Below are 25,407 nucleotides of genomic sequence, written 5' to 3'. Positions count from 1 at the left end.
ACCGTTGCACTAAAGTGACGCGAACCGGCCGGGGCCCGGCCCTGACGGGCCGCCCGGCCCTGGAAAATACCGCGTGCGCGGCGCGTACGTACGGCTCTGTACGGTTGCCGCGCCGTTATCTGAGAGGGCGCTTTGACTAGCGAGTCCCGACATGTCCCGGTGATGCTCCAGCGGTGCCTGGACCTGTTGGCCCCGGCGCTGGAGAGGCCCGGGGCCGTCGTCGTCGACTGCACCCTCGGCCTCGGCGGCCACAGCGAGGCCCTGCTGACCCGGTTCCCCGAGGCGCACCTGATCGGCCTCGACCGCGACAAGGAGGCCCTGCGGCTCTCCGGCGAGCGGCTCGCACCCTTCGGGGAGCGCGCCACCCTCGTCCACGCGATCTACGCCGACCTGGCGGAGGTACTGGACAGCCTGCGCATCCCGACCGTGCAGGGCATCCTCTTCGACCTCGGCGTCTCCTCCATGCAGCTGGACGAGGCCGACCGCGGATTCGCGTACGCGCAGGACGCGCCCCTGGACATGCGGATGGACCAGACGACGGGCATCAGCGCGGCGGAGGTCCTCAACACGTACGCCCCGGGCGAGCTCGTTCGGATCCTGCGCCAGTACGGCGAGGAGAAGCAGGCCAAGCGGATCGTGTCGGCGGTGGTCCGCGAGCGTGACAAGGAGCCCTTCTCCAACAGCGCGCGCCTGGTCGAGCTGATCCGCGACGCCCTGCCGCAGGCGGCGAAGCGGACCGGCGGCAACCCGGCCAAGCGGACCTTCCAGGCGCTGAGGATCGAGGTCAACGGGGAGCTGTCCGGCCTGGAGAGGGCCATTCCGGCGGCCGTGGACCGGATCGCCGTCGGCGGCCGGATCGCGGTGCTGTCGTACCACTCGCTGGAGGACCGGCTGGTCAAGCAGGTCTTCGCGGCGGGCGCGACCTCCACGGCCCCGCCGGGACTGCCGGTGGTGCCGGAGAAGTACCAGCCGAAGCTGAAACTCCTGACGCGCGGTGCGGAGCTGCCGACGGAGGAGGAGATCGCGGAGAACCGGCGGGCGGCGCCGGCCCGCTTCCGAGGGGTGGAGCGCATCCGGGAGGCGAGACTGTGAACAAACGCGGGGGACGGCTCGGGCGGGCCCTGGCCGGCAGCCCGGCCGGGCAGGCGGCGCGGACGCCGTTCGTCCTGCTGGTGGTGGCGCTGCTCGGCGGCGGCCTGATCAGCCTGCTGCTGCTGAACTCGGCGCTGAACCAGGGCTCCTTCCAGCTGAGCAAGCTGAAGAAGGAGACCACCGCGCTGACGGACGAGGAACAGGCCCTGCAGCGCGACGTGGACGGCCACTCGGCGCCCGACGCGTTGCAGCGGCGGGCCCACGAGCTGGGCCTGGTGCCGGGCGGCAGCCCGGTCTTCATCGGGCCCGACGGCAAGGTCACCGGCACGGCCTCCCCGGCGGCGCAGCCCCCGCCGCCGTCCCCGCCGGCCTCCCAGGTCTCCGTCCCGACCCCGTCGGGCGCTCCGCCCGTCCCCGCGGGCTACGCGGCCCCGCAGCCCAACCCGACCCCAGGCAGGTGACGCAGTGACCCGGACCCCTGCGGGACTCAAAGCCCGGGGCTCCGCCCCGTACCCCGCGCCTCACACGCCGGCGGGGCTGGATTTCTGCCGGGCGGCGCTGAAATCGCCCAGCGGGCAATCCGGCACGCCAAGAGGCGGCTTCAGCCAGAGACCAGCCCCGCCGGCGTTCGAGGTGCGGGGTCTGGGGCGGAGCCCCAGGAGTGCTGCCGCGCACGCGCACCCCCGCGGAGCAGCCGCGTGAGCCCGCAGGAGCCCCCGCGGCGGCGGGTGCCCGGCCCCGGCAGACCGCGGCCCGGCGCAGAGCGCGGCCGGGCCGCCGCCCGCCCCGCCACGCGCCCGGCCACCCGCCGCCCCGCGGCCCCCCGCACCCCGCACACCATCCGCCTCGGCAAGCCCAAGCCCCGGCTGCGCCTGGTCAGCGTCGGGCTGACCCTGGTCATGCTCGCCTTCGTCGTACGGCTCCTGCAGGTCCAGGCCGTCGACGCCTCCGCCTACTCCGCCAAGGCCTCCGAGAACCGTTTCGCCAGCTACACCCTGGCCGCGGAGCGCGGGGAGATCACCGACCGCAAGGGCGTGGCCCTGGCCACCAGCGTGGACGCGTACGACATCACGGCCGACCCCAAGATGTTCACGCCGCAGGACAGCAAGGCCCCCGACGCCCCCGAACAGGCCGCGGCCCTCCTCGCCCCGATCCTGGGCAAGGACGCCAAGGAGCTCACCGGGCGCCTCAAGACCAAGAACACCCGCTACGTCATCCTGGCCCGCCGCCAGACCCCCCAGGTCTGGAACCAGATCAAGGACCTCCAGCGGGTCTTCGCCGACAAGGCCGCCGCCGACCGCAGGAACAACGGCCCCGGCGCCAACGTCCTCGCCGGCGTGTTCAAGGCGGACAGCAGCAAGCGCGTGTACCCGGGCGGGGACCTCGCCGCCGGGATACTGGGCTACGTCAACGCCGAGGGCAAGGGCGGCGGCGGTCTGGAGTCCTCCCTCGACAAGAAGCTGTCCGGCAAGGACGGCGAGCTCACCTACGCCCAGTCCGGCGGCCGCCGCGTGCCCACCGCCGGCTCCAGCGAGAAGCCCGCCGTACCCGGCGACGACATCGAGCTGACCATCGACCGCGACATCCAGTGGGCCGCGCAGAGCGCCATCACCGAGCAGGTCGCCAAGTCGGAGGCCGACCGCGGCTACGTCGTCGTCCAGGACACCCGCACCGGCGAGGTCCTCGCCATGGCCAACGCCCCCGGCTTCGACCCCAACGACCTGACCAAGGCCAGCTCCGCCGCCATGGGCAACGCGGCGCTCCAGGACGTGTACGAGCCCGGCTCCACCGCCAAGGTGATGTCGATGGCCGCCGTGCTGGAGGAGAAGAAGGCCACCCCCGAGACCCACGTCGAGGTCCCCAACCGGCTGCACCGCGGCGACCGGCTCTTCAAGGACGACATCGACCACCCGACCTGGTACCTGACCCTCAACGGGGTGCTCGCCAAGTCCTCCAACATCGGCACCATCCTGGCCACCGGCCAGCTCGGGCCCACCCAGTCCGAGGCCAACAAGGTCCTGTACTCCTACCTGACCAAGTTCGGCATCGGCCGGCCCACCGGCCTGGACTACCCCGGCGAGTCCCGCGGCATCCTCGCCAAGCCCGAGGCCTGGTCCACCTCCCAGCAGTTCACGATCCCCTTCGGCCAGGGCCTGTCCCTCAACGCCATGCAGGCGACCTCCGTGTACTCCACCATCGCCAACGGCGGGGTCCGGATCGAGCCGACGCTGGTCCGCGGAACCAAGGGCCCCGACGGCCGCTTCACCGCCGCCCCGGCTCCCGCGCAGACCCGCGTGGTCAGCCCGGAGACCGCCACATCCCTCGCGCACATGCTCGAATCGGTGGTCGACGACCAGGAGGGCACCGGCACCAAGGCCCGTATCCCCGGCTACCGGGTCGGCGGCAAGACCGGCACCTCCAACCGGGTGGATCCGGCCACCGGCCGCTACAAGGGCTACACCGCCTCGTTCGCCGGCTTCGCACCCGCCGACAACCCCCGCATCACCGTCTACTGCGCCATCCAGAACCCGACGAAGGGCAGCTACTTCGGCGGCCAGATCTGCGGGCCCATCTACAAGAAGGTCATGGAGTTCGCCCTCAAGACCCTCCAGATCGCCCCCACCGGCACCGCCCCCGCCGGACTCCCGGTCACCTACGAAACGGGGCCGCAGGCCGGTACCCAGCCCAATGCGCAGCCCAACCCGCAGCCCGGCCAGTGACCGTCCTGCCCGGCCGGCCCGCCAGAAAAGCGTGAGGCACCATCAGTGACAACGATCACCCCGAAACCCGGGAACCGCCCGGCCCCCGGCTCCGCGGCCGGGCCCTCACTTCGCGACCGGCCCGCCGAGCCCGGTACGCTCACCGCCGTGCCCCACGCTGATCAGCCCAGAACCGCCCAGAATGACGCCCCGGCAGCGCCGCCGGGAGCGCCCAGGCCCGCGTCCGTCCGCCCGATCCCCCTGGGCGAGCTGGCCACCCTGCTGGACATCGAAGCCCCGGGCGCACCACAGCCGCAGATCACCGGCATCACGCACGACTCCCGTGCCGTGCGCCCCGGTGACCTGTACGCGGCCCTGCCCGGTGCCCGGTTGCACGGCGCGGACTTCGCCACGCAGGCGGCCGCCCTCGGCGCCGCGGCCGTGCTGACCGATCCGGCCGGCGCCGAACGCGCCGCCGCGACCGGACTGCCGGTCCTCGCGGTCGCCGACCCGCGCGGCCGGATGGGCGAACTGGCCGCCACGATCTACGGCCGGCCGGGTGAGGGCCTCCTGCGGATCGGCATCACCGGCACCTCCGGCAAGACCACCACCGCCTACCTCGTCGAGGGCGGACTGCGTGGAGCCGGACGCAAGACCGGACTCATCGGCACCGTCGAGATGCGCATCGCGGACGAGCGCATCAAGTCCGAGCGCACCACCCCCGAGGCCACCGACCTCCAGGCCCTCTTCGCCGTCATGCGCGAACGCGGGGTCGAGGCCGTCGCCATGGAGGTCTCCAGCCACGCGCTGGTGCTCGGCCGGGTCGACGGCTGCGTCTTCGACGTCGCCGTCTTCAACAACCTGAGCCCGGAACACATGGAGTTCCACTCCGACATGGAGGACTACTTCCAGGCCAAGGCGCAGCTCTTCACCGAGCGCCGCGCCCGCCTCGGCGTGGTCAACGTCGACGACGAGTACGGCCGCCGCCTCGCCAAGGAGTCGGCGATCCCGGTGGTCACCTTCTCCGCCACCGGCGACCCGGCCGCCGACTGGCGGGCCGAGGACGTGGTCTGCGGACACATGGACTCCACCCTGACCCTGGTCGGGCCGGACGGACAGCGCGTACGGGCCACCGCCCCGCTGCCCGGCCCGTTCAACATCGCGAACACCGTCGCCGCGATCGTCACCCTCGCCGCCGCCGGCCTCGACCCGCAGACCGCCGCCGACGGCGTCGCCGCGGTCCCCGGGGTCCCGGGCCGCCTGGAGCGGGTGGACGCGGGCCAGCCCTACCTGGCGGTCGTCGACTACGCGCACAAGACGGACGCCGTCGAATCGGTGCTCCGCGCACTGCGCGAGGTCACCACCGGCAAGCTGCACATCGTGCTCGGCTGCGGCGGCGACCGCGACACCACCAAGCGCGCCCCGATGGGCGCGGCGGCCGCCCGGTTCGCCGACACGGCCGTCCTGACCTCCGACAACCCGCGCTCCGAGGACCCCCTCGCGATCCTCGCCTCGATGTTCGAAGGCGCCGTGTCCGTGCCGCCCGCCGAGCGGGGCGCCGTCCTCGTCGACGCCGACCGGGCCGCGGCCATCGCCGCCGCCGTCGCGCGCGCCGAGCCCGGCGACACCGTGCTGGTGGCCGGCAAGGGCCACGAGCAGGGCCAGGACACCGCGGGCGTCGTACGGCCCTTCGACGACCGCGCCGTACTGCGTGCCGCGATCGAGACAGCGCAGCACAGCCACCGACAGGCCGAGGTGAACCAGTGATCGCCCTTTCCCTCGCCGAGATCGCCGACATCACCGGCGGGCGGCCCCACGACATACCCGATCCGTCCGTCCGCATCACCGGGCCCGTCGTCATCGACTCCCGCCAGGTGGAGTCCGGCAGTCTGTTCGCCGCGTTCGCGGGTGAACACGTCGACGGCCACGACTATGCCGGGCGCGCGGTCGGCGCCGGAGCCGCGGCGGTACTCGCGACCCGGCCCGTCGGCGTGCCCGCCATCGTCGTCCCCGACGTGGAGAAGGCCCTCGGCGCCCTCGCCCGGGCCGTCGTCGAGCGGCTGGGCACCGACGTGGTGGCCCTGACCGGCTCCGCCGGAAAGACCTCCACCAAGGACCTCATCGCCCAGGTGCTCCAGGCCCACGCGCCCACCGTGTGGACGCCCGGCTCCCTCAACAACGAGATCGGCCTGCCGCTCACCGCCCTGCGCGCCACCGAGGAGACCCGGCACCTGGTGCTGGAGATGGGCGCCCGCGGGATCGGCCACATCGACTACCTCACCGGCCTGACCCCGCCGCGGATCGGCCTCGTCCTGAACGTCGGGACCGCCCACATCGGCGAGTTCGGCGGCCGCGAACAGATCGCGCAGGCCAAGGGCGAGCTGGTGGAGGCCCTGCCGGCCGAGGCGGACGGCGGAATCGCCGTACTGAACGCCGACGACCCCCTGGTGCGCGCGATGACCGCCCGCACGAAGGCCCGTACGGTCCTCTTCGGGGAGGCCGAGGACGCCGAAGTGCGGGCCACCGAGGTGCGGATGACAGCCGGGGGGCAGCCCTCCTTCACACTCCACACACCGACCGGGTGCAGTGATGTGACCTTGCGCCTGTACGGTGAGCACCACGTGTCGAACGCGCTCGCCGCGGCCGCCGTCGCCCACGTGTTGGGCATGTCCGTCGACGAGATCGCCACCGCGCTCTCCGGGGCGGGCACCTTGTCCCGGTGGCGGATGGAGGTCACCGAGCGGGCGGACGGCGTGACGATCGTCAACGACGCCTACAACGCGAATCCCGAGTCCATGCGGGCCGCTCTGCGCGCACTTGCCGCGATGGGCGGCGCCGCCAGGGCGAAGGGGGGACGTACGTGGGCGGTGCTCGGCCCGATGGCCGAGCTCGGTGACGCATCGTTGGCCGAGCACGACGCGGTGGGACGGCTTGCCGTCCGGCTCAACGTGAGCAAGCTCGTCGCAGTCGGGGGCAGGGAAGCGTCCTGGCTGCAACTGGGCGCATATAACGAGGGTTCGTGGGGTGAGGAGTCGGTGCTCGTGTCCGACGCGCAGGCGGCGGTCGACCTGTTGCGCAGTGAACTGCGCCCGGGTGACGTCGTGCTGGTGAAGGCTTCCAGGTCGATCGGTCTGGAGCGGGTCGCGCTGGCGTTGCTGGAGCGCGAGGGCGAGGTCGCCGGCCGATGAGGCAGATCCTGTTCGCGGGAGTCATCGGACTCTTCCTCACGCTCATCGGCACCCCGCTGCTGATCAAGGGCCTGGCCCGCAAGGGCTACGGCCAGTTCATCCGCGACGACGGCCCCCGTGGCCACGCCGGGAAGAAGGGCACGCCCACCATGGGTGGCATCTCCTTCATCCTGGCGACGCTCGTCGCGTACGCCCTGACGAAGGTCATCACGTCCAGTGAGCCGACGTTCTCTGGTCTGCTCGTCCTGTTCCTGATGGGGGGCATGGGCCTGGTCGGTTTCCTCGACGACTACATCAAGATCGTCAAGCAGCGTTCGCTCGGTCTGCGGGCCAAGGCGAAGATGGCCGGCCAGCTGATCGTCGGCATCGCCTTCGCGGTGCTCGCGCTCCAGTTCTCGGACGCGCGCGGCCTGACCCCGGCCTCCACCAAGCTGTCGTTCGTCACGGACTTCGGCTGGCAGATCGGGCCGGTGCTGTTCGTGGTCTGGGCGCTGTTCATGATCCTGGCCATGTCCAACGGCGTGAACCTGACCGACGGTCTGGACGGCCTGGCCACCGGCGCCGCCGTGATGGTCTTCGGCGCCTACACCTTCATCGGCGTCTGGCAGTACCAGGAGTCCTGCGTCAACGCGCAGACCCTGACCAACCCGGCCGCCTGCTTCGAGGTGCGCGACCCGCTGGACCTCGCGGTCGTCGCCTCCGCCCTGATGGGCGCCTGCTTCGGCTTCCTGTGGTGGAACACCTCGCCCGCCAAGATCTTCATGGGTGACACCGGCTCGCTGGCCCTCGGCGGCGCGCTCGCCGGACTCGCGATCTGCTCCCGCACGGAGTTCCTGATGGCGCTCCTCGGCGGCCTGTTCGTCCTCATCACGATGTCGGTGGTCATCCAGGTCGGCTCCTTCAAGCTGACAGGGAAGCGCGTCTTCCGGATGGCTCCGCTCCAGCACCACTTCGAACTCAAGGGGTGGTCCGAGGTCCTTGTCGTGGTCCGCTTCTGGATCATCCAGGGCATGTGCGTGATCGTGGGTCTCGGTCTCTTCTACGCGGGATGGGCAGCCGACAAGTGACCTCCTGGCACGGCAAGAACATCACCGTCGCCGGCCTCGGTGTGAGCGGCATCAGTGCCGCCCGCGCCCTGGCCGGCCTCGGCGCCAGGGTGACCGTCGTCGACAGCGGGGACGGTGACGCGCACCGGGCGCGGGCCGCCGAGCTCGCGCGGCAGGGCATCGAGGTCCGCCTCGGCCGCCCGGACGGCGGCACCCCGGCGGGCGAGCTGCTGCCCGAGGGCACCGAGCTGGTGGTCACCTCGCCGGGCTGGAAGCCCGACAGCCCGCTGTTCGAAGCCGCCGCCGCGGCGGGTGTGGACGTCGTGGGCGACGTCGAGATCGCCTGGCTGCTGCGGGGACCCGACGCGGCCCCCTGGCTCGCCATCACCGGGACCAACGGCAAGACCACCACCACCCAGATGCTCGCCTCGATCCTCAAGGCCGCCGGCCTGCGGACCGCGGCCGTCGGGAACATCGGCACGCCGATCATCGACGTGGTGACCGGAGAGGAGACCTACGACGTCCTCGCCGTCGAGCTCTCCAGCTACCAACTGCACTGGGCGCCCTCGGTACGGGCCCACTCCGCGGCCGTCCTGAACCTGGCCCCGGACCACCTCGACTGGCACGGCTCCATGGAGGCGTACGCCGCCGACAAGGGCCGGATCTACGAGGGCAACCAGGTCGCCTGCGTCTACAACGCGGCCGACCGGGCCACCGAGGACCTCGTCGTGCGGGCCGACGTCGAAGAGGGCTGCCGGGCCATCGGCTTCACCCTCGGCGCCCCCGGCCCCTCCATGCTCGGCGTGGTCGACGGCATCCTCGTCGACCGGGCCTTCGTGGAGAACCGGCACAAGAACGCCCAGGAGCTGGCGCACGTCGAGGACGTCAACCCGCCCGCCCCGCACAACATCGCCAACGCGCTCGCCGCCGCGGCGCTCGCCCGCGCCTTCGGCGTGGAGCCGCGCGCGGTCCGCGACGGGCTGCGCGACTTCCGCCCCGACGCGCACCGGGTCGCGCACGTGGACGAGGTGGCCGGGGTCACGTACATCGACGACTCCAAGGCCACCAACACCCACGCGGCCGAGGCCTCCCTCGCGGCCTTCGAGCCGGTCGTCTGGATCGCCGGCGGCCTCGCCAAGGGCGCGACCTTCGACGAACTCGTCCGCAAGTCCGCGAAACGGATGCGCGGCGTGGTGCTGATCGGCGCCGACCGGGCGCTGATCGCCGAGGCGCTGGCGCGACACGCCCCGCAGGTCCCGGTCGTGGACCTCGAGCGGACCGACACTGGGGCGATGCTCGCAGCGGTCCGGGAAGCGGCCCGGCTCGCCGAGCCCGGCGACACGGTTCTGCTGGCACCTGCCTGTGCCTCGATGGACATGTTCGCGAACTACAACAAGCGTGGGGACGCGTTCGCCGACGCGGTGCGCGAACTGGCCGCCGAGCGCGCCTAGGTCCGGTCGATCCAGGGCGGGTTCCCTCCGGCCGGCCGGCTGCTCGCCGCGTACGAGTGGAGGGGATGACAGAGATGCCGGCCAAGCAAGTGCTGCCGGGGCGGCGGCCGTCCGCCGTGAAGACCGTCAGGCCGCGGGGCGGGGGGCGCCTCGCGGGCGGCGGGAAGCGGCCCGCCGGGCGCGGGCCCCTGGACGGGCTGCGGCGTACGCAACAGCAGTTGCGCCGGGCCTGGGACCGGCCGCTCACAGCGTATTACGTGATTTTCGGCAGCTCGCTGCTCATCACCGTGCTCGGTCTGGTGATGGTCTACTCGGCCTCCATGATCAAGGCGCTCCAGCTCGGCCTGGGAGACGCGTACTTCTTCAAGAAGCAGTTCCTCGCCGCCCTGATCGGCACCGGACTGCTGCTGGGCGCCTCCCGGATGCCCGTCAAACTCCACCGGGCGCTGTCCTATCCGGTGCTCGCCGGCACGGTCTTCCTGATGGTCCTGGTCCAGGTCCCCGGGATAGGGGTGGCGATCAACGGCAACCAGAATTGGATCTCCCTTGGCGGTCCGTTCATGCTCCAGCCCAGTGAGTTCGGCAAACTGGCACTGATCCTGTGGGGCGCCGACCTGCTGGCGCGCAAGGGCGACAAGGGGCTGCTGAGCCAGTGGAAGCACCTGCTGGTGCCGCTGGTCCCGGTCGCCTTCGCGCTGCTCGGGCTGATCATGCTCGGCGGGGACATGGGCACCGCGATGATCCTCGGGGCCATCCTGTTCGGCCTGTTGTGGCTGGCCGGGGCGCCCACGCGGATGTTCGCGGGGGTGCTGGCCTTCGCGGGTGCGATCGTCGCGCTGCTCATCAAGACCAGCCCGCACCGTATGGACCGGCTCGCGTGCATCGGTGCGACGGAACCGGGCAGGAACGATCTGTGCTGGCAGGCCGTGCACGGAATCTATGCGCTGGCTTCCGGCGGATGGTTCGGTTCCGGTTTGGGTGCCAGTGTGGAAAAATGGGGGCAACTGCCAGAGGCCCACACCGACTTCATCTTCGCCATCACCGGCGAGGAACTGGGTCTGGCGGGGACGCTGTCGGTGCTCGCCCTGTTCGCGGCCCTAGGCTATGCGGGTATCCGCGTGGCCGGACGCACGGAGGACCCCTTCGTACGGTATGCCGCGGGAGGCGTGACCACCTGGATCACGGCGCAAGCCGTGATCAACATCGGTGCGGTGCTCGGTCTGCTGCCGATCGCCGGGGTCCCGCTCCCGCTGTTCTCCTACGGAGGGTCAGCCCTGCTGCCGACCATGTTCGCGGTCGGACTGCTCATCGCCTTCGCGCGGGAGGAGCCCGCCGCGCGCGCGGCGCTCGCGATGCGGCGGCCGAAGAACGGGCGGCTGCGGGCCGGGCAGAGATGGAAGTCGATGAGACGGCGCGTCAAGAAGCGTCCGTCCGGAGAGCGGTGAATTTCGGTGCATGTCGTACTCGCCGGTGGGGGGACCGCCGGCCACATCGAGCCGGCGCTCGCCCTCGCGGACGCCCTGCGTAGGCAGGACCCTTCCGTGGGCATCACCGCCCTCGGCACGGAACGCGGACTCGAAACCCGCCTGGTGCCGGAGCGCGGCTACGAGCTGGGACTGATCCCCGCCGTACCGCTGCCCCGCAAGCCAACCCCAGAGCTGATCACCGTCCCCGGACGGCTGCGCGGCACGATCAAGGCCGCGGAGGAGATCCTCCTGCGCACCAAGGCCGACTGCGTCGTGGGCTTCGGCGGCTACGTGGCCCTGCCCGGCTACCTCGCCGCCAAGCGGCTCGGGGTGCCGATCATCGTCCACGAGGCCAACGCCCGGCCCGGACTGGCCAATAAGATCGGCTCCCGGTACGCGCACGCCGTCGCGGTCTCCACGCCCGACAGCAAGCTGCGCGGTGCCCGCTACGTCGGCATCCCGCTGCGGCGCTCCATCTCCACCCTCGACCGGGCCGCGGTCCGCCCGGAGGCGCGTGCCGCCTTCGGCCTGGACCCCAACCTGCCGACCCTGCTGGTCTCCGGCGGCTCGCAGGGCGCCCGCCGCCTCAACGAGGTGATCCAGCAGGTCGCGCCGACGCTCCAGCGCTCCGGGATCCAGATCCTGCACGCGGTCGGGCCGAAGAACGAACTGCCGCGTGTCGACAACATGCCCGGGATGCCGCCGTATGTGCCGGTACCGTACGTGGACCGGATGGATCTCGCGTACGCCGCCGCCGACATGATGCTGTGCCGCGCGGGTGCGATGACCGTCGCCGAACTCTCCGCCGTCGGGCTCCCCGCCGCCTACGTCCCGCTGCCGATCGGCAACGGCGAACAGCGGCTCAACGCCCAGCCGGTGGTCAAGGCCGGCGGTGGCCTGCTCGTGGACGACGCGGAACTGACGCCCCAGTGGGTGCTCAGCCAGGTCCTCCCGGTCCTCGCCGACCCGCACCGCCTGTACGAGATGTCCCGCGCCGCCGGTGAGTTCGGGCGCCGGGACGCCGACGAGCTGCTGGTCGCGATGGTGTACGAGGCGATTGCCGCCCAAAGGAACCGCTGAGGCGGGAAGGCACGGACGCAGGAGGCACAGGCGTGGCCGGAGCGACGACCGAGGAACGCGGCAACTCGGGGGCTGCCCGCAAGGGACCCGGCTCCGCCCGGCCACCCAAGCCCCCGAAGCCGTCCAGGAGATCCGGCCCGCGAGGCCCCGGCGGGCAGCGCCCTTCCCTGAAGGGCCTGCGCCGGGGCCCCGTCCTGGTGGTCGCCCTCGCCGCCGCGCTGCTGCTGGCCGCCGGCGGCACCTGGGTGCTCTACGGCTCCTCCTGGCTGCGGATCGAGAAGGTGACCACCAGCGGCACCGAGGTCCTCACCCCGCAACAGGTGCTGACGGCCGCCGCCGTGCCCGTCGGCACGCCCTTGGTGTCCGTGGACACCGGCGAGATCGCGAGCCGGCTCCGCGGCCGCCTGCCCCGCATCGATTCGGTCGATGTGGTGCGGGCCTGGCCGCACGGAATCGGGCTGAAAGTGACGGAACGCAAACCCGTCCTGCTCATCAAAAAGGACGCCGACTTCGTGGAAGTGGACGCTTCGGGTGTGCGATTCGACACTGTGGCGAAAGCACCCGCGGGCGTTCCGGTCCTCGAATTGAACGCCGCGCAGTCCCCGAGCGGCCGCCGCTTCGACGAGGAGCGGCTGCTGCACGAGGCCGTCGGCGTCGCCGGCGGCCTCCCGCAGGCCGTCGCCAAGGAGACCGTGCAGGTCAAGGTTCGGTCGTACGATTCGGTCCTGCTGGAGTTGAGCGGGGGCCGGACCGTGGTCTGGGGGAGCGGCGAACAGGGCGAGGCGAAAGGCCGCGCGCTGACCGCCCTCCTGAAGGCCTCGCCCAAGGCTGACCACTTTGACGTGAGCGTCCCCACCGCACCCTCGGTGTCCGGGAGTTGACGTCGGCTCCAACAGCGAAGCACCCTGGTTGGCCAGCGATACGGGTGATCACATAGGGTGAAAAGAAAAACGGGAGGTTCGGCGTGTTCGTTGAACACGCGCTACTTGTCGACTTAGTGTCCTGTTCGGAAGAGTCCAAGGAACAGACACACCCTTAACCCTAAACTTCAGGGTTAGGGTTCGGGTCGGCGTGTACGGACCGTCCCAATTTCGGCATCAGTCGTCGCAACGCAGGCCCGCGAGGCGGCGACACGTAACTCGAGGCGAGAGGCCTTCGACGTGGCAGCACCGCAGAACTACCTCGCAGTCATCAAGGTCATCGGTGTCGGCGGCGGTGGTGTCAATGCCATCAACCGAATGATCGAGGTCGGTCTCAAGGGCGTCGAGTTCATCGCCATCAACACGGACGCCCAGGCGCTGTTGATGAGCGACGCCGACGTCAAGCTCGACGTCGGCCGCGAACTCACCCGGGGCCTCGGCGCCGGAGCCAACCCGGCCGTCGGTCGCAAGGCGGCAGAGGACCACCGCGAGGAGATCGAGGAGGTCCTCAAGGGGGCCGACATGGTCTTCGTCACCGCCGGTGAAGGCGGCGGCACCGGCACCGGCGGCGCACCCGTCGTCGCCAACATCGCGCGCTCGCTCGGCGCCCTGACGATCGGTGTGGTCACCCGCCCGTTCACCTTCGAGGGCCGGCGCCGCGCGAACCAGGCGGAGGACGGCATCGCCGAGCTCCGCGAAGAGGTCGACACCCTCATCGTCATTCCCAACGACCGACTGCTGTCCATCTCGGACCGCCAGGTCAGCGTGCTCGACGCCTTCAAGTCGGCCGACCAGGTCCTGCTCTCGGGCGTCCAGGGCATCACCGACCTGATCACCACCCCGGGTCTGATCAACCTCGACTTCGCCGACGTCAAGTCCGTGATGTCCGAGGCGGGCTCGGCCCTCATGGGCATCGGCTCGGCCCGCGGCGACGACCGCGCGGTGGCCGCTGCCGAGATGGCGATCTCCTCGCCGCTGCTGGAGGCGTCCATCGACGGCGCCCGCGGCGTGCTGCTCTCCATCTCCGGCGGCTCGGACCTCGGTCTCTTCGAGATCAACGAGGCCGCGCAGCTGGTGAGCGAGGCCGCGCACCCCGAGGCGAACATCATCTTCGGCGCCGTCATCGACGACGCGCTGGGCGACGAAGTACGGGTCACCGTCATCGCGGCCGGCTTCGACGGAGGACAGCCCCCGGCCCGCCGGGACAACGTCATCGGCGCCGCGTCCAAGCGCGAGGAGCCGGCCCCCGCGCCGGTCCGCGCCGCCGACCCGGTCCGCCCGGCGTTCGGCGGACTCGGCTCGGTCACCCCGCGCGAGGAGCCCCCGGCTCCCGTCGAGGCGGCCCCGGCCGAGTCCCCCGCGCCGCAGGTCCCGACGGCCCGGCCGTACCAGGACAGCCCGGCCGAAGAGCTGGATGTCCCGGACTTCTTGAAGTGACGCTGGAGCAGTACAGCGAGAGCGGCGCCCACTTCGCCTTCACCGACCGGTGGGGTGGAGTGAGCGCCGTTCCGTACGAGGAGCTCAATCTCGGCGGCGCGGTCGGAGACGACCCGGCCGCCGTTCGTGCGAACCGGGCCGCCGCGGCGAAGTCCCTGGGCATCGGCCCGGACCGGGTGGTCTGGATGAACCAGGTGCACGGCCGGGACGTGGCCGTGGTGGACGCCCCGTGGGATTCCGCTTCGGACCTTCCCGCTGTGGACGCGCTGGTGACCACCCGTCGGGGGCTCGCCCTCGCGGTCCTCACCGCCGACTGCGCCCCGGTCCTGCTGGCCGACCCCGTCGCCGGTGTCGCGGGAGCCGCCCACGCCGGGCGTCCCGGTCTGGTCGCCGGGGTCGTGACCGCCGCCGTCGAGGCGATGGTCTCGCTCGGGGCCGAACCCGCGCGCATGACCGCCCGTACCGGACCCGCCGTCTGCGGGCACTGCTACGAGGTGCCCGCAGCGATGCGGGACGCGGTCGCCGAGGCGGTGCCGTCCGCTTATGCCGAGACCAGCTGGGGGACTCCGGCCGTGGACGTGGTCGCGGGGGTGCACGCGCAGCTGGCCGAGGCGGGGGTGGTGAACATCCACCGGTCCCCGGTCTGCACACTGGAGTCGCGGGACCACTTCTCGTACCGCCGCGACCGGGTGACCGGGCGGCTCGCCGGATATGTCTGGTTGGACTGATTGATGACGGACCGTAAGGCCGAGCTGGCCGAGAACCTCGCGTGGGTGGAGGAACGCATCTCGTCCGCGTGCGCGGCCGCGGGGCGGGCGCGGGAAGAGGTGACCCTCATCGTGGTCACCAAGACCTACCCGGCGAGCGACGTACGACTGCTGGCGGACCTGGGGGTCCGTCATGTTGCGGAAAACCGCGACCAGGACGCCGCTCCCAAGGCCGCGGCCTGCGCGGATCTGCCGCTCAGCTGGCACTTCGTCGGCCAGTTGCAGACGAACAAAGTCCGTTCCGTGGCGGGATACGCGCATGTGGTGCAGTCGGTCGACCGGCCCAAGCTGGTGACCGCCCTCTCGGCGGCCGCCGGGAGCGCGGGGCGCGAGCTCGGCTGCCTCGTGCAGATCGCGCTCGACGCCGAGTCGGGGGAGCGCGGCACCCGGGGCGGCGCGGCACCCGAACAGCTCGGCGAGTTGGCGGACCTCGTGGCCGCCGCGCCCGGACTGCGGATCGACGGTCTGATGACCGTTGCCCCGCTGGCCGGGCCGTACGCGGGGCGCGAACAGGCGGCCTTCGAGCGACTGGTGGAATTGTCATCCCGCCTGCGCGCGGACCATCCGGCTGCCACGATGGTGTCGGCCGGGATGAGCGCGGACCTGGAACAGGCCGTTGCGGCCGGTGCGACACATGTACGCGTCGGCACTGCGGTACTCGGCGCGAGACCCCGGCTCGGGTAACGTCGCGAAGAAAGTCGGACCACAGCAGAAAATATGGTCATTACCGCTGATGAGCGGGCAGACCACGTGGATCGCGGGCAGTTGGTGACATTCGTGACACGGCGGCACACCTGCGACAGGGCGATCCACCACAGAGCGGAGGACTCAGAGAATGGCCGGCGCGATGCGCAAGATGGCGGTCTACCTCGGCCTCGTGGAGGACGACCGGTACGACAGCCCGGGGTACGACCCCGACGACGAGTTCGAGCCCGAGCCGGAGCCGGAGCGAGAGCGCCGACGACAGCAACCTGCCCCGCACCAAACGCCCGTAACGGACGAACCGGTACGAGTCGTACAGCCCCCGGCGCAGCGGGAACCCATCCCAATCCCGGTAGAAAACGGACGTCCTGCGCGAATCGCCCCCGTGGCATCCATCACACCCGAACGCTCGAACCTGGAGAAGAACGCCCCCGTGATCATGCCCAAGGTCGTCTCCGAGCGGGAGCCGTACCGCATCACGACGCTGCACCCCCGGACCTACAACGAGGCCCGTACCATCGGGGAACACTTCCGTGAGGGCACTCCGGTGATCATGAATCTCACCGAGATGGACGACACGGATGCGAAGCGTCTCGTGGACTTCGCGGCCGGCCTCGTGTTCGGCTTGCACGGCAGCATTGAACGCGTGACACAGAAGGTGTTCCTGCTGTCGCCTGCTAACGTCGATGTCACGGCGGAGGACAAGGCCCGCATCGCGGAGGGCGGGTTCTTCAACCAAAGCTAGACCGATCCGTCAGATACGGGACCGGGAACAGAGCGGGAGCAGGGGAGAGGGAAGCACGGGATGGGCGTCGCACTGCAGGTTGTCTACATCGTGCTGATGTGCTTCCTCATCGTGCTGATCTTCCGACTGGTCATGGACTACGTGTTCCAGTTCGCACGTTCATGGGCACCGGGCAAGGCGATGGTGGTCGTTCTGGAGGCCACCTACACTGTGACCGATCCACCGCTCAAGCTTCTTCGGCGGTTCATTCCGCCGTTGCGTCTCGGGGGCGTGGCACTCGACCTGTCCTTCTTCGTTCTGATGCTCATCGTTTACATCCTCATCAGCTTCGTGAGCACCGCTGCGAGAAGCGTGTGAACGATGAACTTCTCCGCAGGCGCGGGGACAGTCCCGATACGGTCTTGCCGACTGCCGACGACTACGTAGAGGTGAAGAAGACATGCCGCTGACTCCCGAGGACGTGCGGAACAAGCAGTTCACGACCGTCCGCCTCCGAGAAGGCTATGACGAGGACGAGGTCGATGCCTTCCTCGACGAGGTCGAGTCCGAACTGACGCGCCTGCTGCGCGAGAACGAGGACCTGCGCGCCAAGCTGGCTGCCGCCACGCGCGCCGCCGCGCAGAACCAGCAGCAGCAGGGCATGCGCAAGCCGGAACCCCAGGACCAGCGTGGCCCCGGCGCCCCCGTGCCCGCGGCCATATCCGGCCCGCCGCAGCAGCAGCAGCCGCAGATGGGCCCGCCCCAGCTGCCCGGCGGCCCGCCGCAGCTCCCGGCCGGACCCGGTGGACACGGACCGCAGGGTCCGGGCCCGATGGGCGGCCCCATGCAGCACACCATGGGCGGCCAGCAGGGCATGGGTCAGCAGGGCATGGGCCAGCAGGGCATGGGCCAGCAAGGCATGGGTCAGCAGGGCATGGGTCAGCAGGGCATGGGCCAGCCCATGCAGCAGCAGTCCATGGGCGGCCAGAACCCGCTCGGCCAGCCGATGGGCCAGCAGATGCAGCAGATGGGGCAGCAGATGCAGCCCATGGGCCAGCAGATGCACCAGCCCCAGCAGCAGCAGCTCCCGCAGCAGGGCCCCGGTGGTGACAGCGCCGCCCGCGTCCTGTCGCTGGCGCAGCAGACCGCCGACCAGGCGATCGCGGAGGCCCGCTCCGAGGCCAACAAGATCGTCGGCGAGGCCCGTTCGCGCGCCGAGGGCCTGGAGCGGGACGCCCGTGCCAAGGCCGACGCGCTGGAGCGGGACGCGCAGGAGAAGCACCGCGTCGCGATGGGCTCGCTGGAGTCCGCCCGCGCCACGCTGGAGCGCAAGGTCGAGGACCTTCGGGGCTTCGAGCGTGAGTACCGTACGCGCCTCAAGTCCTACCTGGAGTCGCAGCTGCGCCAGCTCGAGACCCAGGCCGACGACTCCCTGGCCCCGCCGCGCAACCCCGCCGGTCCCGCGCTGCCGCCGTCGCCGTCGCCTTCGATGGCTCCGGCCGGTGCGATGGGGCACTCCATGGGTGGCCCGTCGATGGGCGGCCCGTCCCCCATGGGCGGTCCCTCCCCGATGGCCCCGTCCTACGGTGGTCAGCAGCAGATGTCCCCGGCGATGACGCAGCCGATGGCTCCGGTGCGGCCGGCTGCTCCGCAGCCGATGCAGCAGGCGCCGTCTCCCATGCGGGGCTTCCTGATCGACGAGGACGACAACTAAGCGCCGCCGCCGCGTCTGTCGGCAGTCTCACGGGCCGGGCCCGGTTCCCCTCAGGGGGCAACCGGGCCCGGCCCGTTTTCGCGCGCGGTGCCGCTGCCGGGGCTCCGCCCCCGCGCCCCGCGCCTCAACCGCCGGCGGGGCTGGAGATCGGGGCTCCTGCCCCGGACCCCGCGTCTCAGGCGTCGGCGGGGTTGGAGATCGGGGATCCGCCCCTGCGCCCCGCGTCTCGAACGTCGGCGGGGCTGGATTTGGGCTGATGCGGCCTCTCGGCCCCGCCGGCCCTCGAAAACGCGAAGCGGCCCGTACCCCCGGCGGGGATACGGGCCGCTGCGGTGGGGCTAGGCCTTGCGGAGGCGGAAGGTCAGGGACAGGGACTCGTCCGTGAAGGGGTCGCCGAAGGCGGCGTCCGCCTCGCCCGACGCGTAGTCCGTCGACAGGACCTCGTCCGCGATGAGCGCCGCGTGGTCCGTCAGGGCCGTCACGACCTCCGGGTCCGACGAGGACCAGCGCAGGGCGATACGGTCCGCCACGTCGAGACCGGAGTTCTTGCGGGCCTCCTGGATCAGGCGGATCGCGTCACGGGCCAGGCCCGCCAGCCGCAGCTCCGGGGTGATCTCCAGGTCCAGGGCCACCGTCGCGCCGGAGTCGGACGCCACCGACCACCCCTCGCGCGGGGTCTCCGTGATGATGACCTCCTCCGGGGTCAGGGCGACCGGCGAGCCGTTCACCTCGACCTCGGCGGAGCCGGACCGCAGGGCCAGCGACAGGGCCGCCGCGTCGGCCGCGGCCACCGCCTTCGCGACGTCCTGCACGCCCTTGCCGAAGCGCTTGCCCAGCGCGCGGAAGTTCGCCTTGGCCGTCGTGTCCACCAGTGAACCGCCGACCTCGGACAGGGAGGCCAGGGAGGAGACGTTCAGCTCCTCCGTGATCTGGGAGTGCAGCTCCGGGGAGAGGGTCTCGAAGCCCGAGACCGCCACCAGCGCCCGCGACAGCGGCTGGCGGGTCTTGACGCCCGACTCCGCACGCGTCGCCCGGCCCAGCTCCACGAGGCGGCGTACCAGCAGCATCTGCTGCGAGAGGACCGGGTCCACCAGCGCGGCGTCCGCCACCGGCCACGTCGACAGGTGCACCGACTCCGGCGCGTCCGGGGTGACCGGGACGATCATGTCCTGCCAGACCCGCTCCGTGATGAAGGGGGTCAGCGGGGCCATCAGCCGGGTGACCGTCTCGACCACGTCGTGCAGGGTGCGCAGCGCGGCGGCGTCGCCCTGCCAGAAGCGGCGGCGCGAGCGGCGGACGTACCAGTTGGAGAGGTCGTCGACGAACGCGGACAGCAGCTTGCCGGCGCGCTGGGTGTCGTACGCCTCCATCGCCTCCGTGACCTCGGCCGTGAGGGTGTGGAGTTCGGAGAGCAGCCAGCGGTCCAGGACCGTGCGGTCCGCCGGGGCCGGGTCCGAGGCGGACGGCGCCCAGTTCGACGTACGGGCGTACAGGGCCTGGAAGGCGACCGTGTTCCAGTAGGTCAGGAGGGTCTTGCGGACCACCTCCTGGATCGTGCCGTGGCCCACGCGCCGCGCCGCCCACGGGGAGCCGCCGGCCGCCATGAACCACCGCACCGCGTCCGCGCCGTGCTGGTCCATGAGCGGGATCGGCTGGAGGATGTTGCCCAGGTGCTTGGACATCTTGCGGCCGTCCTCGGCGAGGATGTGGCCGAGGCAGACCACGTTCTCGTAGGAGGACTTGTCGAAGACGAGGGTGCCGACCGCCATCAGGGTGTAGAACCACCCGCGCGTCTGGTCGATGGCCTCCGAGATGAACTGCGCCGGGTAGCGCTTCTCGAAGATCTCCTTGTTCTTGTACGGGTAGCCCCACTGCGCGAACGGCATCGACCCCGAGTCGTACCAGGCGTCGATGACCTCCGGCACGCGGACGGCGGTCAGGGAGCAGCCCTCCGCCGTACAGGGGAAGGTGACGTCGTCGATGTACGGGCGGTGCGGGTCCAGGTTCGACTGGTCGGTGCCCGACAGCTCGGTCAGCTCGGCGCGGGAGCCGACGCAGGTGAGGTGGTTCTCCTCGCAGCGCCAGATCGGCAGCGGGGTGCCCCAGTAGCGGTTGCGGGACAGCGCCCAGTCGATGTTGTTGTTCAGCCAGTCGCCGAAGCGGCCCTGCTTGACCGAGTCCGGGAACCAGTTCGTCTTCTCGTTCTCCCGCAGCATCGCGTCCTTGACGGCGGTGGTGCGGATGTACCAGGACGGCTGCGCGTAGTACAGCAGCGCCGTGTGGCAGCGCCAGCAGTGCGGGTAGCTGTGCTCGTAGGCGATGTGCTTGAAGAGCAGGCCGCGCGCGTCGAGGTCGGCGGTCAGCTTCTCGTCGGCCTTCTTGAAGAAGACGCCGCCGACCAGCGGGACCTCCTCCTCGAAGGTGCCGTCCGGGCGGACCGGGTTCACGACCGGCAGGCCGTACGCGCGGCAGACCGCGAGGTCGTCGGCGCCGAAGGCGGGGGACTGGTGGACCAGACCGGTGCCGTCCTCGGTCGTGACGTACTCGGCGTTCACGACGTAGTGGGCGGGCGCCGGGAATTCGACCAGGCCGAAGGGGCGCTCGTACGTCCAGCGCTCCATCTCCTTGCCCGTGAAGGACTCGCCGGTGGCCTCCCAGCCCTCGCCGAGGGCCTTCTCCAGCAGCGGCTGGGCGACGACGAGCTTCTCGGAGTCCTCGTCGCCGGCACGGCGCGCGACGACGTAGGTGACGTCCGGGTGCGCGGCGACGGCGGTGTTGGAGACCAGGGTCCAGGGGGTCGTCGTCCAGACCAGCAGCGCCGCCTCGCCCGCGAGCGGGCCGGAGGTCAGCGGGAAGCGGACGAAGACCGAGGGGTCCACGACCGTCTCGTAGCCCTGGGCCAGCTCGTGGTCCGAGAGGCCGGTGCCGCAGCGGGGGCACCAGGGGGCGACGCGGTGGTCCTGGGTGAGCAGGCCCTTGTTGAAGATCTCCTTGAGCGACCACCACACGGACTCGACGTAGTCGGGGTCCATCGTGCGGTACGCGTCGTCCAGGTCGACCCAGTAGCCCATCCGGGTCGTGAGCTCGGTGAACGCGTCGGTGTGGCGGGTCACGGACTCGCGGCACTTGGCGTTGAACTCGGCGATGCCGTACGCCTCGATGTCCTGCTTGCCGTTGAAGCCGAGCTCCTTCTCGACGGCGAGCTCGACGGGCAGGCCGTGGCAGTCCCAGCCGGCCTTGCGGGCCACGTGGTAGCCGCGCATGGTGCGGAAGCGGGGGAAGACGTCCTTGAAGACCCGGGCCTCGATGTGGTGCGCGCCGGGCATGCCGTTCGCGGTGGGCGGGCCCTCGTAGAAGACCCACTCGGGGCGGCCCTCGGACTGCTCCAGGGTCTTGGCGAAGGTCTTGCTCTCGCGCCAGAAGTCGAGGACGGCGTGCTCGAGGGCAGGCAGGTCGACCTGGGCGGGTACCGGGCGGTACTGGGGCGGTGTGGTCATGAGGCTGAACTCTTCCTCCGGCGGGGTGTCACTTCCGTCCGGAGGGACGAGAGCTTGGCTGCTCCCGCGGTACCACCCTCCTTGGCCTCCGGACGGGTCCGGTGGCCCCCTCATTGGGGTGCGAGCCGGTTCTACTCGCCGTACGGGGATCCGGGCGGGATCCGTACGGCTTTCTTCCGGCGGCTCAGGGGTGATCCTTCACATCGCGCTCGCCCCCGGGCTCTCACCGTCCCCGGGTCGCTCCTGGCTGCGTCCGACGCTACTCGTCCCCGTCCATGCCTTTCGCTGGGCCCAGTGTACGGGCCCAGGGCGTGCTCGGCAGACCGGTTTACGGGGCGTGGCGCCGGGGGCGGGGGAGGGCGTCGGCGTGACCCGAATGGGCCGATGCGCCGGTCCGGAGCCTCGTGGGGCGCAAGGGGCGGATTACCGGGGCTCCGGATGGGCACAACGGATGCAGGTTGACCTCGATGGACGCGTGCCCCGTTGCCGCGGGGCTGGAGCCGATTTATCGTTCCGGCACGATTCGCGAGCAAAGATCACAGTATGTGAAGGGGCCGCGGCCATGGTGGCGAAGAAGACCGCCGGGAGTACTAGTACTGCCAAGAAGGCCGCCGGGAAGGCGACGGAGGCCGAGGAGAGGGCTCCGGCCGGGAAGGCCACCGCTGCCGCCGGGACGGCGCCCGCGAAGAAGGCTGCTGTGAAGGCGCCCGCAAAGGCACCTGCGAAGAAGGCGGCCGCCAAGAAGGCGCCCGCCAAGAAGGCCGTCGCGAAGAAGGCGCCCGCCAAGAAGGCGACCGCCGTCAAGAAGACGGCCGCGAAGAAGGCCACGGCCAAGCCGGCCGGGGCCGAGGGGGCGGCGCACGCCGCGCTAGAGACGGGAGCCCGCACAGTGGTCGCCAAGAAGAGCACCGGCACGGCCAGGAAAACCGCCGCGGCCGCCACCAGCGGGCTGCCCAAGGCGCGCGGCACGGCCGCTCGAACGCCCGGCGAGCTCGCCGTACGGCCCGGGGAGGACCCGTGGACGCAAGGAGAGGTCGACGAGGCCCGCAGCGAGCTGACGAGCGAGGTGCTGCGGCTGCGCGCCGAGCTCGACGCCTCCGAGGTGGCCATCTCCGGCCTGATGAGGGACTCGGGCGACGGCGCGGGCGACGACCAGGCCGACACGGGCACCAAGAACATCACCCGGGAGTCCGAACTGGCGCTCGCGGCGAACGCCACCTCGATGCTGGAGCAGACCGAGCGGGCCCTGGAACGGCTGGAGGCGGGCACGTACGGCATCTGCGAGAACTGCGGCAAGCCCATCGGCAAGGCCAGGATGCAGGCCTTCCCGCGGGCGACGCTGTGCGTGGACTGCAAACAGAAGCAAGAGCGGCGGCACTGAGGCGGGCGGGCGGGCGGGCGGGCGGCCGGGCGGGCGGCGCGCGCCCTGACGTACTCTCCTCTCGTCAGCCTGGTTCGAGCTAGTTCGAGGGACTCACGTGACAGAGGCGGAGCGCATCATCGGTACGCCGGAGGTCGGGGACGACGACGCCCAGCCCGCGTCCGCCGAGCCCAAGGGGCGGCGGCGGATCGTGGCCCTGCTCGTCGTGGCGGTGCTCGCGTACCTGCTCGACCTCGGCAGCAAGATGCTGGTCGTCGCGAAGCTGGAGCACGAACAGCCGATCGAGATCGCCGGGACGCTCCTGAAGTTCGAGTTCGTCCGCAACCCGGGCGCCGCCTTCGGCTTCGGCGAGGCCTTCACGATCATCTTCACCTGTATCGCGGCCACCGTGATCGTGGTGATCGTCCGGCTGGCCCGCAAGCTGTACAGCCTGCCGTGGGCCATCGCGCTGGGCCTGCTGCTGGGTGGTGCGCTGGGCAACCTGACCGACCGGATCTTCCGCTCGCCGGGCGTGTTCCGCGGGGCGGTGGTCGACTTCATCGCGCCCGCCCACTTCGCGGTCTTCAACCTCGCTGACTCGGCGATCGTGTGCGGCGGGATCCTGATCGTCCTGCTGTCGTTCAAGGGTCTGGACCCGGACGGCACGGTCCACAAGGACTGATCGCGGGGCTGCCGCAGGGCGGCCGCGGGCCGGGCGCGGGGCGCTCGCGGGAATGCCCGTCGGCCGAGTCCTGCATACTCGACAGGTGAGTACGATTCCCGAGATCCGCACCCTGCCCGTTCCCGATGGCCTCGAGGGCGAGCGCGTTGACGCCGCCATCGCCCGTATGTTCGGTTTCTCCCGGACGAAGGCGGCCGAACTCGCGGCCGCGGGGAAGGTGGCGGTCGACGGCAGCGTCGTCGGGAAGTCCGAGCGCGTGCACGGTGGCGCCTGGCTCGAAGTCGAGATGCCCGCGCCGCCGCGGCCCGTCGAGATCGTGGCCGAGCCCGTGCCCGGCATGGAGATCGTCCATGACGACGACGACATCGTCGTCATCATGAAGCCGGTGGGCGTCGCCGCCCACCCGAGCCCCGGCTGGACCGGCACCACCGTGATCGGCGGCCTCGCCGCCGCCGGCTACCGGATCTCCACCTCCGGCGCGGCCGAACGCCAGGGCATCGTGCACCGCCTCGACGTCGGGACCTCCGGTCTGATGGCGGTCGCGAAGTCGGAGCGCGCGTACACCTCGCTGAAGAACCAGTTCCGCGAGCGGATCGTGGACAAGCGCTACCACGCGCTGGTGCAGGGGCACCCGGACCCGATGAGCGGCACGATCGACGCGCCGATCGGGCGGCACCCCACCGCCGACTACAAGTGGGCCGTGACCCAGGAGGGCAAGCCCTCCGTCACCCACTACGACCTGATCGAGGCCTTCCGGGCCGCCTCGCTGCTGGACATCAAGCTGGAGACCGGTCGCACGCACCAGATCCGCGTGCACATGGCCGCGCACCGGCACCCCTGCGTCGGCGACCTGACGTACGGGGCCGACCCGACGGTGGCGAAGCGGCTGGGGCTGACCCGGCAGTGGCTGCACGCCGTGCGGCTGGGCTTCGAGCACCCGTCGGACGGGCAGTGGGTGGAGTTCGAGAGCACGTACCCGGCGGACCTGCAGCGCGCGCTGGACGTGATCCGGGCGGAGAGCGAGTGACCTCGCCGGTCGAGGTCCGGGTGGCTGTCGGCGAGACCGACACGGCGGCTTGCTTCGAGGTGCGGACCGAGGTGTTCGTGGTCGAGCAGTCCGTGCCGGCGTCGATCGAGTACGACGCGTACGACGCGGGCGCGGTGCACGTACTGGCCGTGGGGCCGGACGGGGTCGCGCTGGGTACGGGGCGGCTGCTGCACGGGGCCGCTGCGCTGGGCAAGACGGGCGACCTCGCGGTCGGCTCGCTGGGGCGGCTGGCGGTACGCAAGGCCGCGCGCGGGCTCGGTGTGGGGGTCGCGCTGGTCCGGGCGCTCGAGGCGGAGGCCGCGGAGCGGGGGCTTTGCGCGGTCGAGCTGGGGGCGCAGACGCATGCGCTCGGCTTCTACGAGCGGCTGGGGTACGTGGCCTACGGCCCCGAGTTCCAGGACGCGGGCATCCCGCACCGCGCCATGCGCCGCCCCCTGCCGTAGCCCGGCCGGACACCCGGGGCTCCGCCCCGGACCCCGCGCCTCAAACGCCGGCGGGGCTGGTTGTGAGGCGGCATCAGTCAAGATCCAGCCC

The 25,407-nt window shown here is 71.3% G+C and carries 21 protein-coding genes; 20 read left to right on the top strand and 1 reads right to left on the bottom strand.

Features of this window, described 5'->3' with window-relative positions; all coding sequences use genetic code 11:
* The first annotated feature begins 162 nt into the window (after positions 1 to 162).
* From rsmH to ACFWB8_RS05675, 16 genes are all read left to right on the top strand, one after another.
* Positions 163 to 1,092, top strand: coding sequence for a 16S rRNA (cytosine(1402)-N(4))-methyltransferase RsmH (rsmH, locus tag ACFWB8_RS05750; protein ID WP_385222993.1), 930 nt, complete (start codon positions 163 to 165; stop codon positions 1,090 to 1,092).
* Entirely contained in the window at positions 1,089 to 1,553 is a 465-nt protein-coding gene (locus ACFWB8_RS05745; RefSeq protein WP_385222991.1) for a hypothetical protein, read from the top strand. Before rsmH ends, ACFWB8_RS05745 begins: the two co-directional genes overlap by 4 nt.
* A gap of 237 nt (positions 1,554 to 1,790) precedes the next feature.
* On the top strand, positions 1,791 to 3,812 hold the full coding sequence (locus tag ACFWB8_RS05740; RefSeq protein ID WP_385222988.1) for a peptidoglycan D,D-transpeptidase FtsI family protein: 2,022 nt from the start codon (positions 1,791 to 1,793) through the stop codon (positions 3,810 to 3,812).
* 45 nt (positions 3,813 to 3,857) lie between these two features.
* Positions 3,858 to 5,558: a UDP-N-acetylmuramoyl-L-alanyl-D-glutamate--2,6-diaminopimelate ligase gene (locus ACFWB8_RS05735; RefSeq protein ID WP_385222986.1), complete on the top strand. Its 1,701-nt coding sequence runs from the start codon at positions 3,858 to 3,860 to the stop codon at positions 5,556 to 5,558.
* A complete protein-coding gene (murF, locus tag ACFWB8_RS05730; RefSeq protein ID WP_385222984.1) occupies positions 5,555 to 6,979 on the top strand; it encodes a UDP-N-acetylmuramoyl-tripeptide--D-alanyl-D-alanine ligase in 1,425 nt (474 codons plus the stop codon). The genes ACFWB8_RS05735 and murF overlap by 4 nt, the downstream gene beginning before the upstream one ends.
* Positions 6,976 to 8,046 carry a phospho-N-acetylmuramoyl-pentapeptide-transferase gene (mraY, locus tag ACFWB8_RS05725; protein WP_385222980.1) on the top strand — a complete coding sequence of 357 codons (1,071 nt, stop codon included), beginning with the start codon at positions 6,976 to 6,978 and terminating at the stop codon, positions 8,044 to 8,046. Before murF ends, mraY begins: the two co-directional genes overlap by 4 nt.
* Positions 8,028 to 9,476 (top strand): UDP-N-acetylmuramoyl-L-alanine--D-glutamate ligase, encoded by a 1,449-nt coding sequence (gene murD / locus ACFWB8_RS05720; RefSeq protein ID WP_385222977.1) that lies wholly within the window; start codon positions 8,028 to 8,030, stop codon positions 9,474 to 9,476. Before mraY ends, murD begins: the two co-directional genes overlap by 19 nt.
* Positions 9,477 to 9,550: 74 nt before the next feature.
* The gene (ftsW, locus tag ACFWB8_RS05715; protein ID WP_385223196.1) at positions 9,551 to 10,921 is read left to right on the top strand and encodes a putative lipid II flippase FtsW; all 1,371 of its coding nucleotides are present in this window, start codon (positions 9,551 to 9,553) and stop codon (positions 10,919 to 10,921) included.
* 6 nt (positions 10,922 to 10,927) lie between these two features.
* Positions 10,928 to 12,022 (top strand): undecaprenyldiphospho-muramoylpentapeptide beta-N-acetylglucosaminyltransferase, encoded by a 1,095-nt coding sequence (gene murG / locus ACFWB8_RS05710; RefSeq protein ID WP_385222973.1) that lies wholly within the window; start codon positions 10,928 to 10,930, stop codon positions 12,020 to 12,022.
* Between the two features lie 32 nt (positions 12,023 to 12,054).
* A complete protein-coding gene (locus ACFWB8_RS05705; RefSeq protein WP_385222971.1) occupies positions 12,055 to 12,903 on the top strand; it encodes a cell division protein FtsQ/DivIB in 849 nt (282 codons plus the stop codon).
* 279 nt (positions 12,904 to 13,182) lie between these two features.
* The gene (ftsZ, locus tag ACFWB8_RS05700) at positions 13,183 to 14,379 is read left to right on the top strand and encodes a cell division protein FtsZ (protein WP_385222968.1); all 1,197 of its coding nucleotides are present in this window, start codon (positions 13,183 to 13,185) and stop codon (positions 14,377 to 14,379) included.
* Positions 14,376 to 15,107 (top strand): peptidoglycan editing factor PgeF, encoded by a 732-nt coding sequence (gene pgeF, locus ACFWB8_RS05695; protein WP_385222965.1) that lies wholly within the window; start codon positions 14,376 to 14,378, stop codon positions 15,105 to 15,107. The genes ftsZ and pgeF overlap by 4 nt, the downstream gene beginning before the upstream one ends.
* 3 nt (positions 15,108 to 15,110) lie before the next feature.
* Entirely contained in the window at positions 15,111 to 15,830 is a 720-nt protein-coding gene (locus ACFWB8_RS05690; RefSeq protein WP_385222963.1) for a YggS family pyridoxal phosphate-dependent enzyme, read from the top strand.
* Positions 15,831 to 15,981: 151 nt separating this feature from the next.
* Positions 15,982 to 16,593 (top strand): cell division protein SepF, encoded by a 612-nt coding sequence (locus ACFWB8_RS05685; RefSeq protein ID WP_365917363.1) that lies wholly within the window; start codon positions 15,982 to 15,984, stop codon positions 16,591 to 16,593.
* Positions 16,594 to 16,653: 60 nt separating this feature from the next.
* Complete coding sequence (locus ACFWB8_RS05680) at positions 16,654 to 16,950, top strand: YggT family protein (RefSeq protein ID WP_385222960.1); 297 nt, start codon at positions 16,654 to 16,656, stop codon at positions 16,948 to 16,950.
* A gap of 82 nt (positions 16,951 to 17,032) precedes the next feature.
* A complete protein-coding gene (locus ACFWB8_RS05675; protein WP_385222957.1) occupies positions 17,033 to 18,286 on the top strand; it encodes a DivIVA domain-containing protein in 1,254 nt (417 codons plus the stop codon).
* Positions 18,287 to 18,624: 338 nt separating this feature from the next.
* Here ACFWB8_RS05675 and ileS read toward each other — a convergent pair whose 3' ends face one another.
* Positions 18,625 to 21,783: an isoleucine--tRNA ligase gene (gene ileS / locus ACFWB8_RS05670; RefSeq protein WP_385222954.1), complete on the bottom strand. Its 3,159-nt coding sequence runs from the start codon at positions 21,781 to 21,783 to the stop codon at positions 18,625 to 18,627.
* A 562-nt stretch (positions 21,784 to 22,345) separates the two neighbouring features.
* On the opposite strand from ileS, the gene ACFWB8_RS05665 reads away from it, so the two are divergent.
* The 4 genes from ACFWB8_RS05665 to ACFWB8_RS05650 all read left to right on the top strand — a co-directional run bounded on the left by ACFWB8_RS05665 (position 22,346) and on the right by ACFWB8_RS05650 (position 25,316).
* Positions 22,346 to 23,164: a TraR/DksA family transcriptional regulator gene (locus tag ACFWB8_RS05665; RefSeq protein ID WP_385222951.1), complete on the top strand. Its 819-nt coding sequence runs from the start codon at positions 22,346 to 22,348 to the stop codon at positions 23,162 to 23,164.
* A 97-nt stretch (positions 23,165 to 23,261) separates the two neighbouring features.
* Complete coding sequence (gene lspA / locus ACFWB8_RS05660) at positions 23,262 to 23,825, top strand: signal peptidase II (protein ID WP_385222948.1); 564 nt, start codon at positions 23,262 to 23,264, stop codon at positions 23,823 to 23,825.
* A gap of 85 nt (positions 23,826 to 23,910) precedes the next feature.
* Positions 23,911 to 24,852, top strand: a complete 942-nt coding sequence (locus ACFWB8_RS05655) for an RluA family pseudouridine synthase (protein WP_385222945.1) — start codon at positions 23,911 to 23,913, stop codon at positions 24,850 to 24,852.
* Positions 24,849 to 25,316, top strand: coding sequence for a GNAT family N-acetyltransferase (locus ACFWB8_RS05650; RefSeq protein ID WP_385222942.1), 468 nt, complete (start codon positions 24,849 to 24,851; stop codon positions 25,314 to 25,316). Before ACFWB8_RS05655 ends, ACFWB8_RS05650 begins: the two co-directional genes overlap by 4 nt.
* Positions 25,317 to 25,407: the final 91 nt, after the last annotated feature.

Origin of the sequence: Streptomyces sp. NPDC060031, from assembly GCF_042736805.1 — a bacterium.
Classification (GTDB): domain Bacteria; phylum Actinomycetota; class Actinomycetes; order Streptomycetales; family Streptomycetaceae; genus Streptomyces.
The sequence above is the reverse complement of the archived record's forward strand: the minus strand, read 5'-3'. Positions and strand labels throughout refer to the sequence as shown.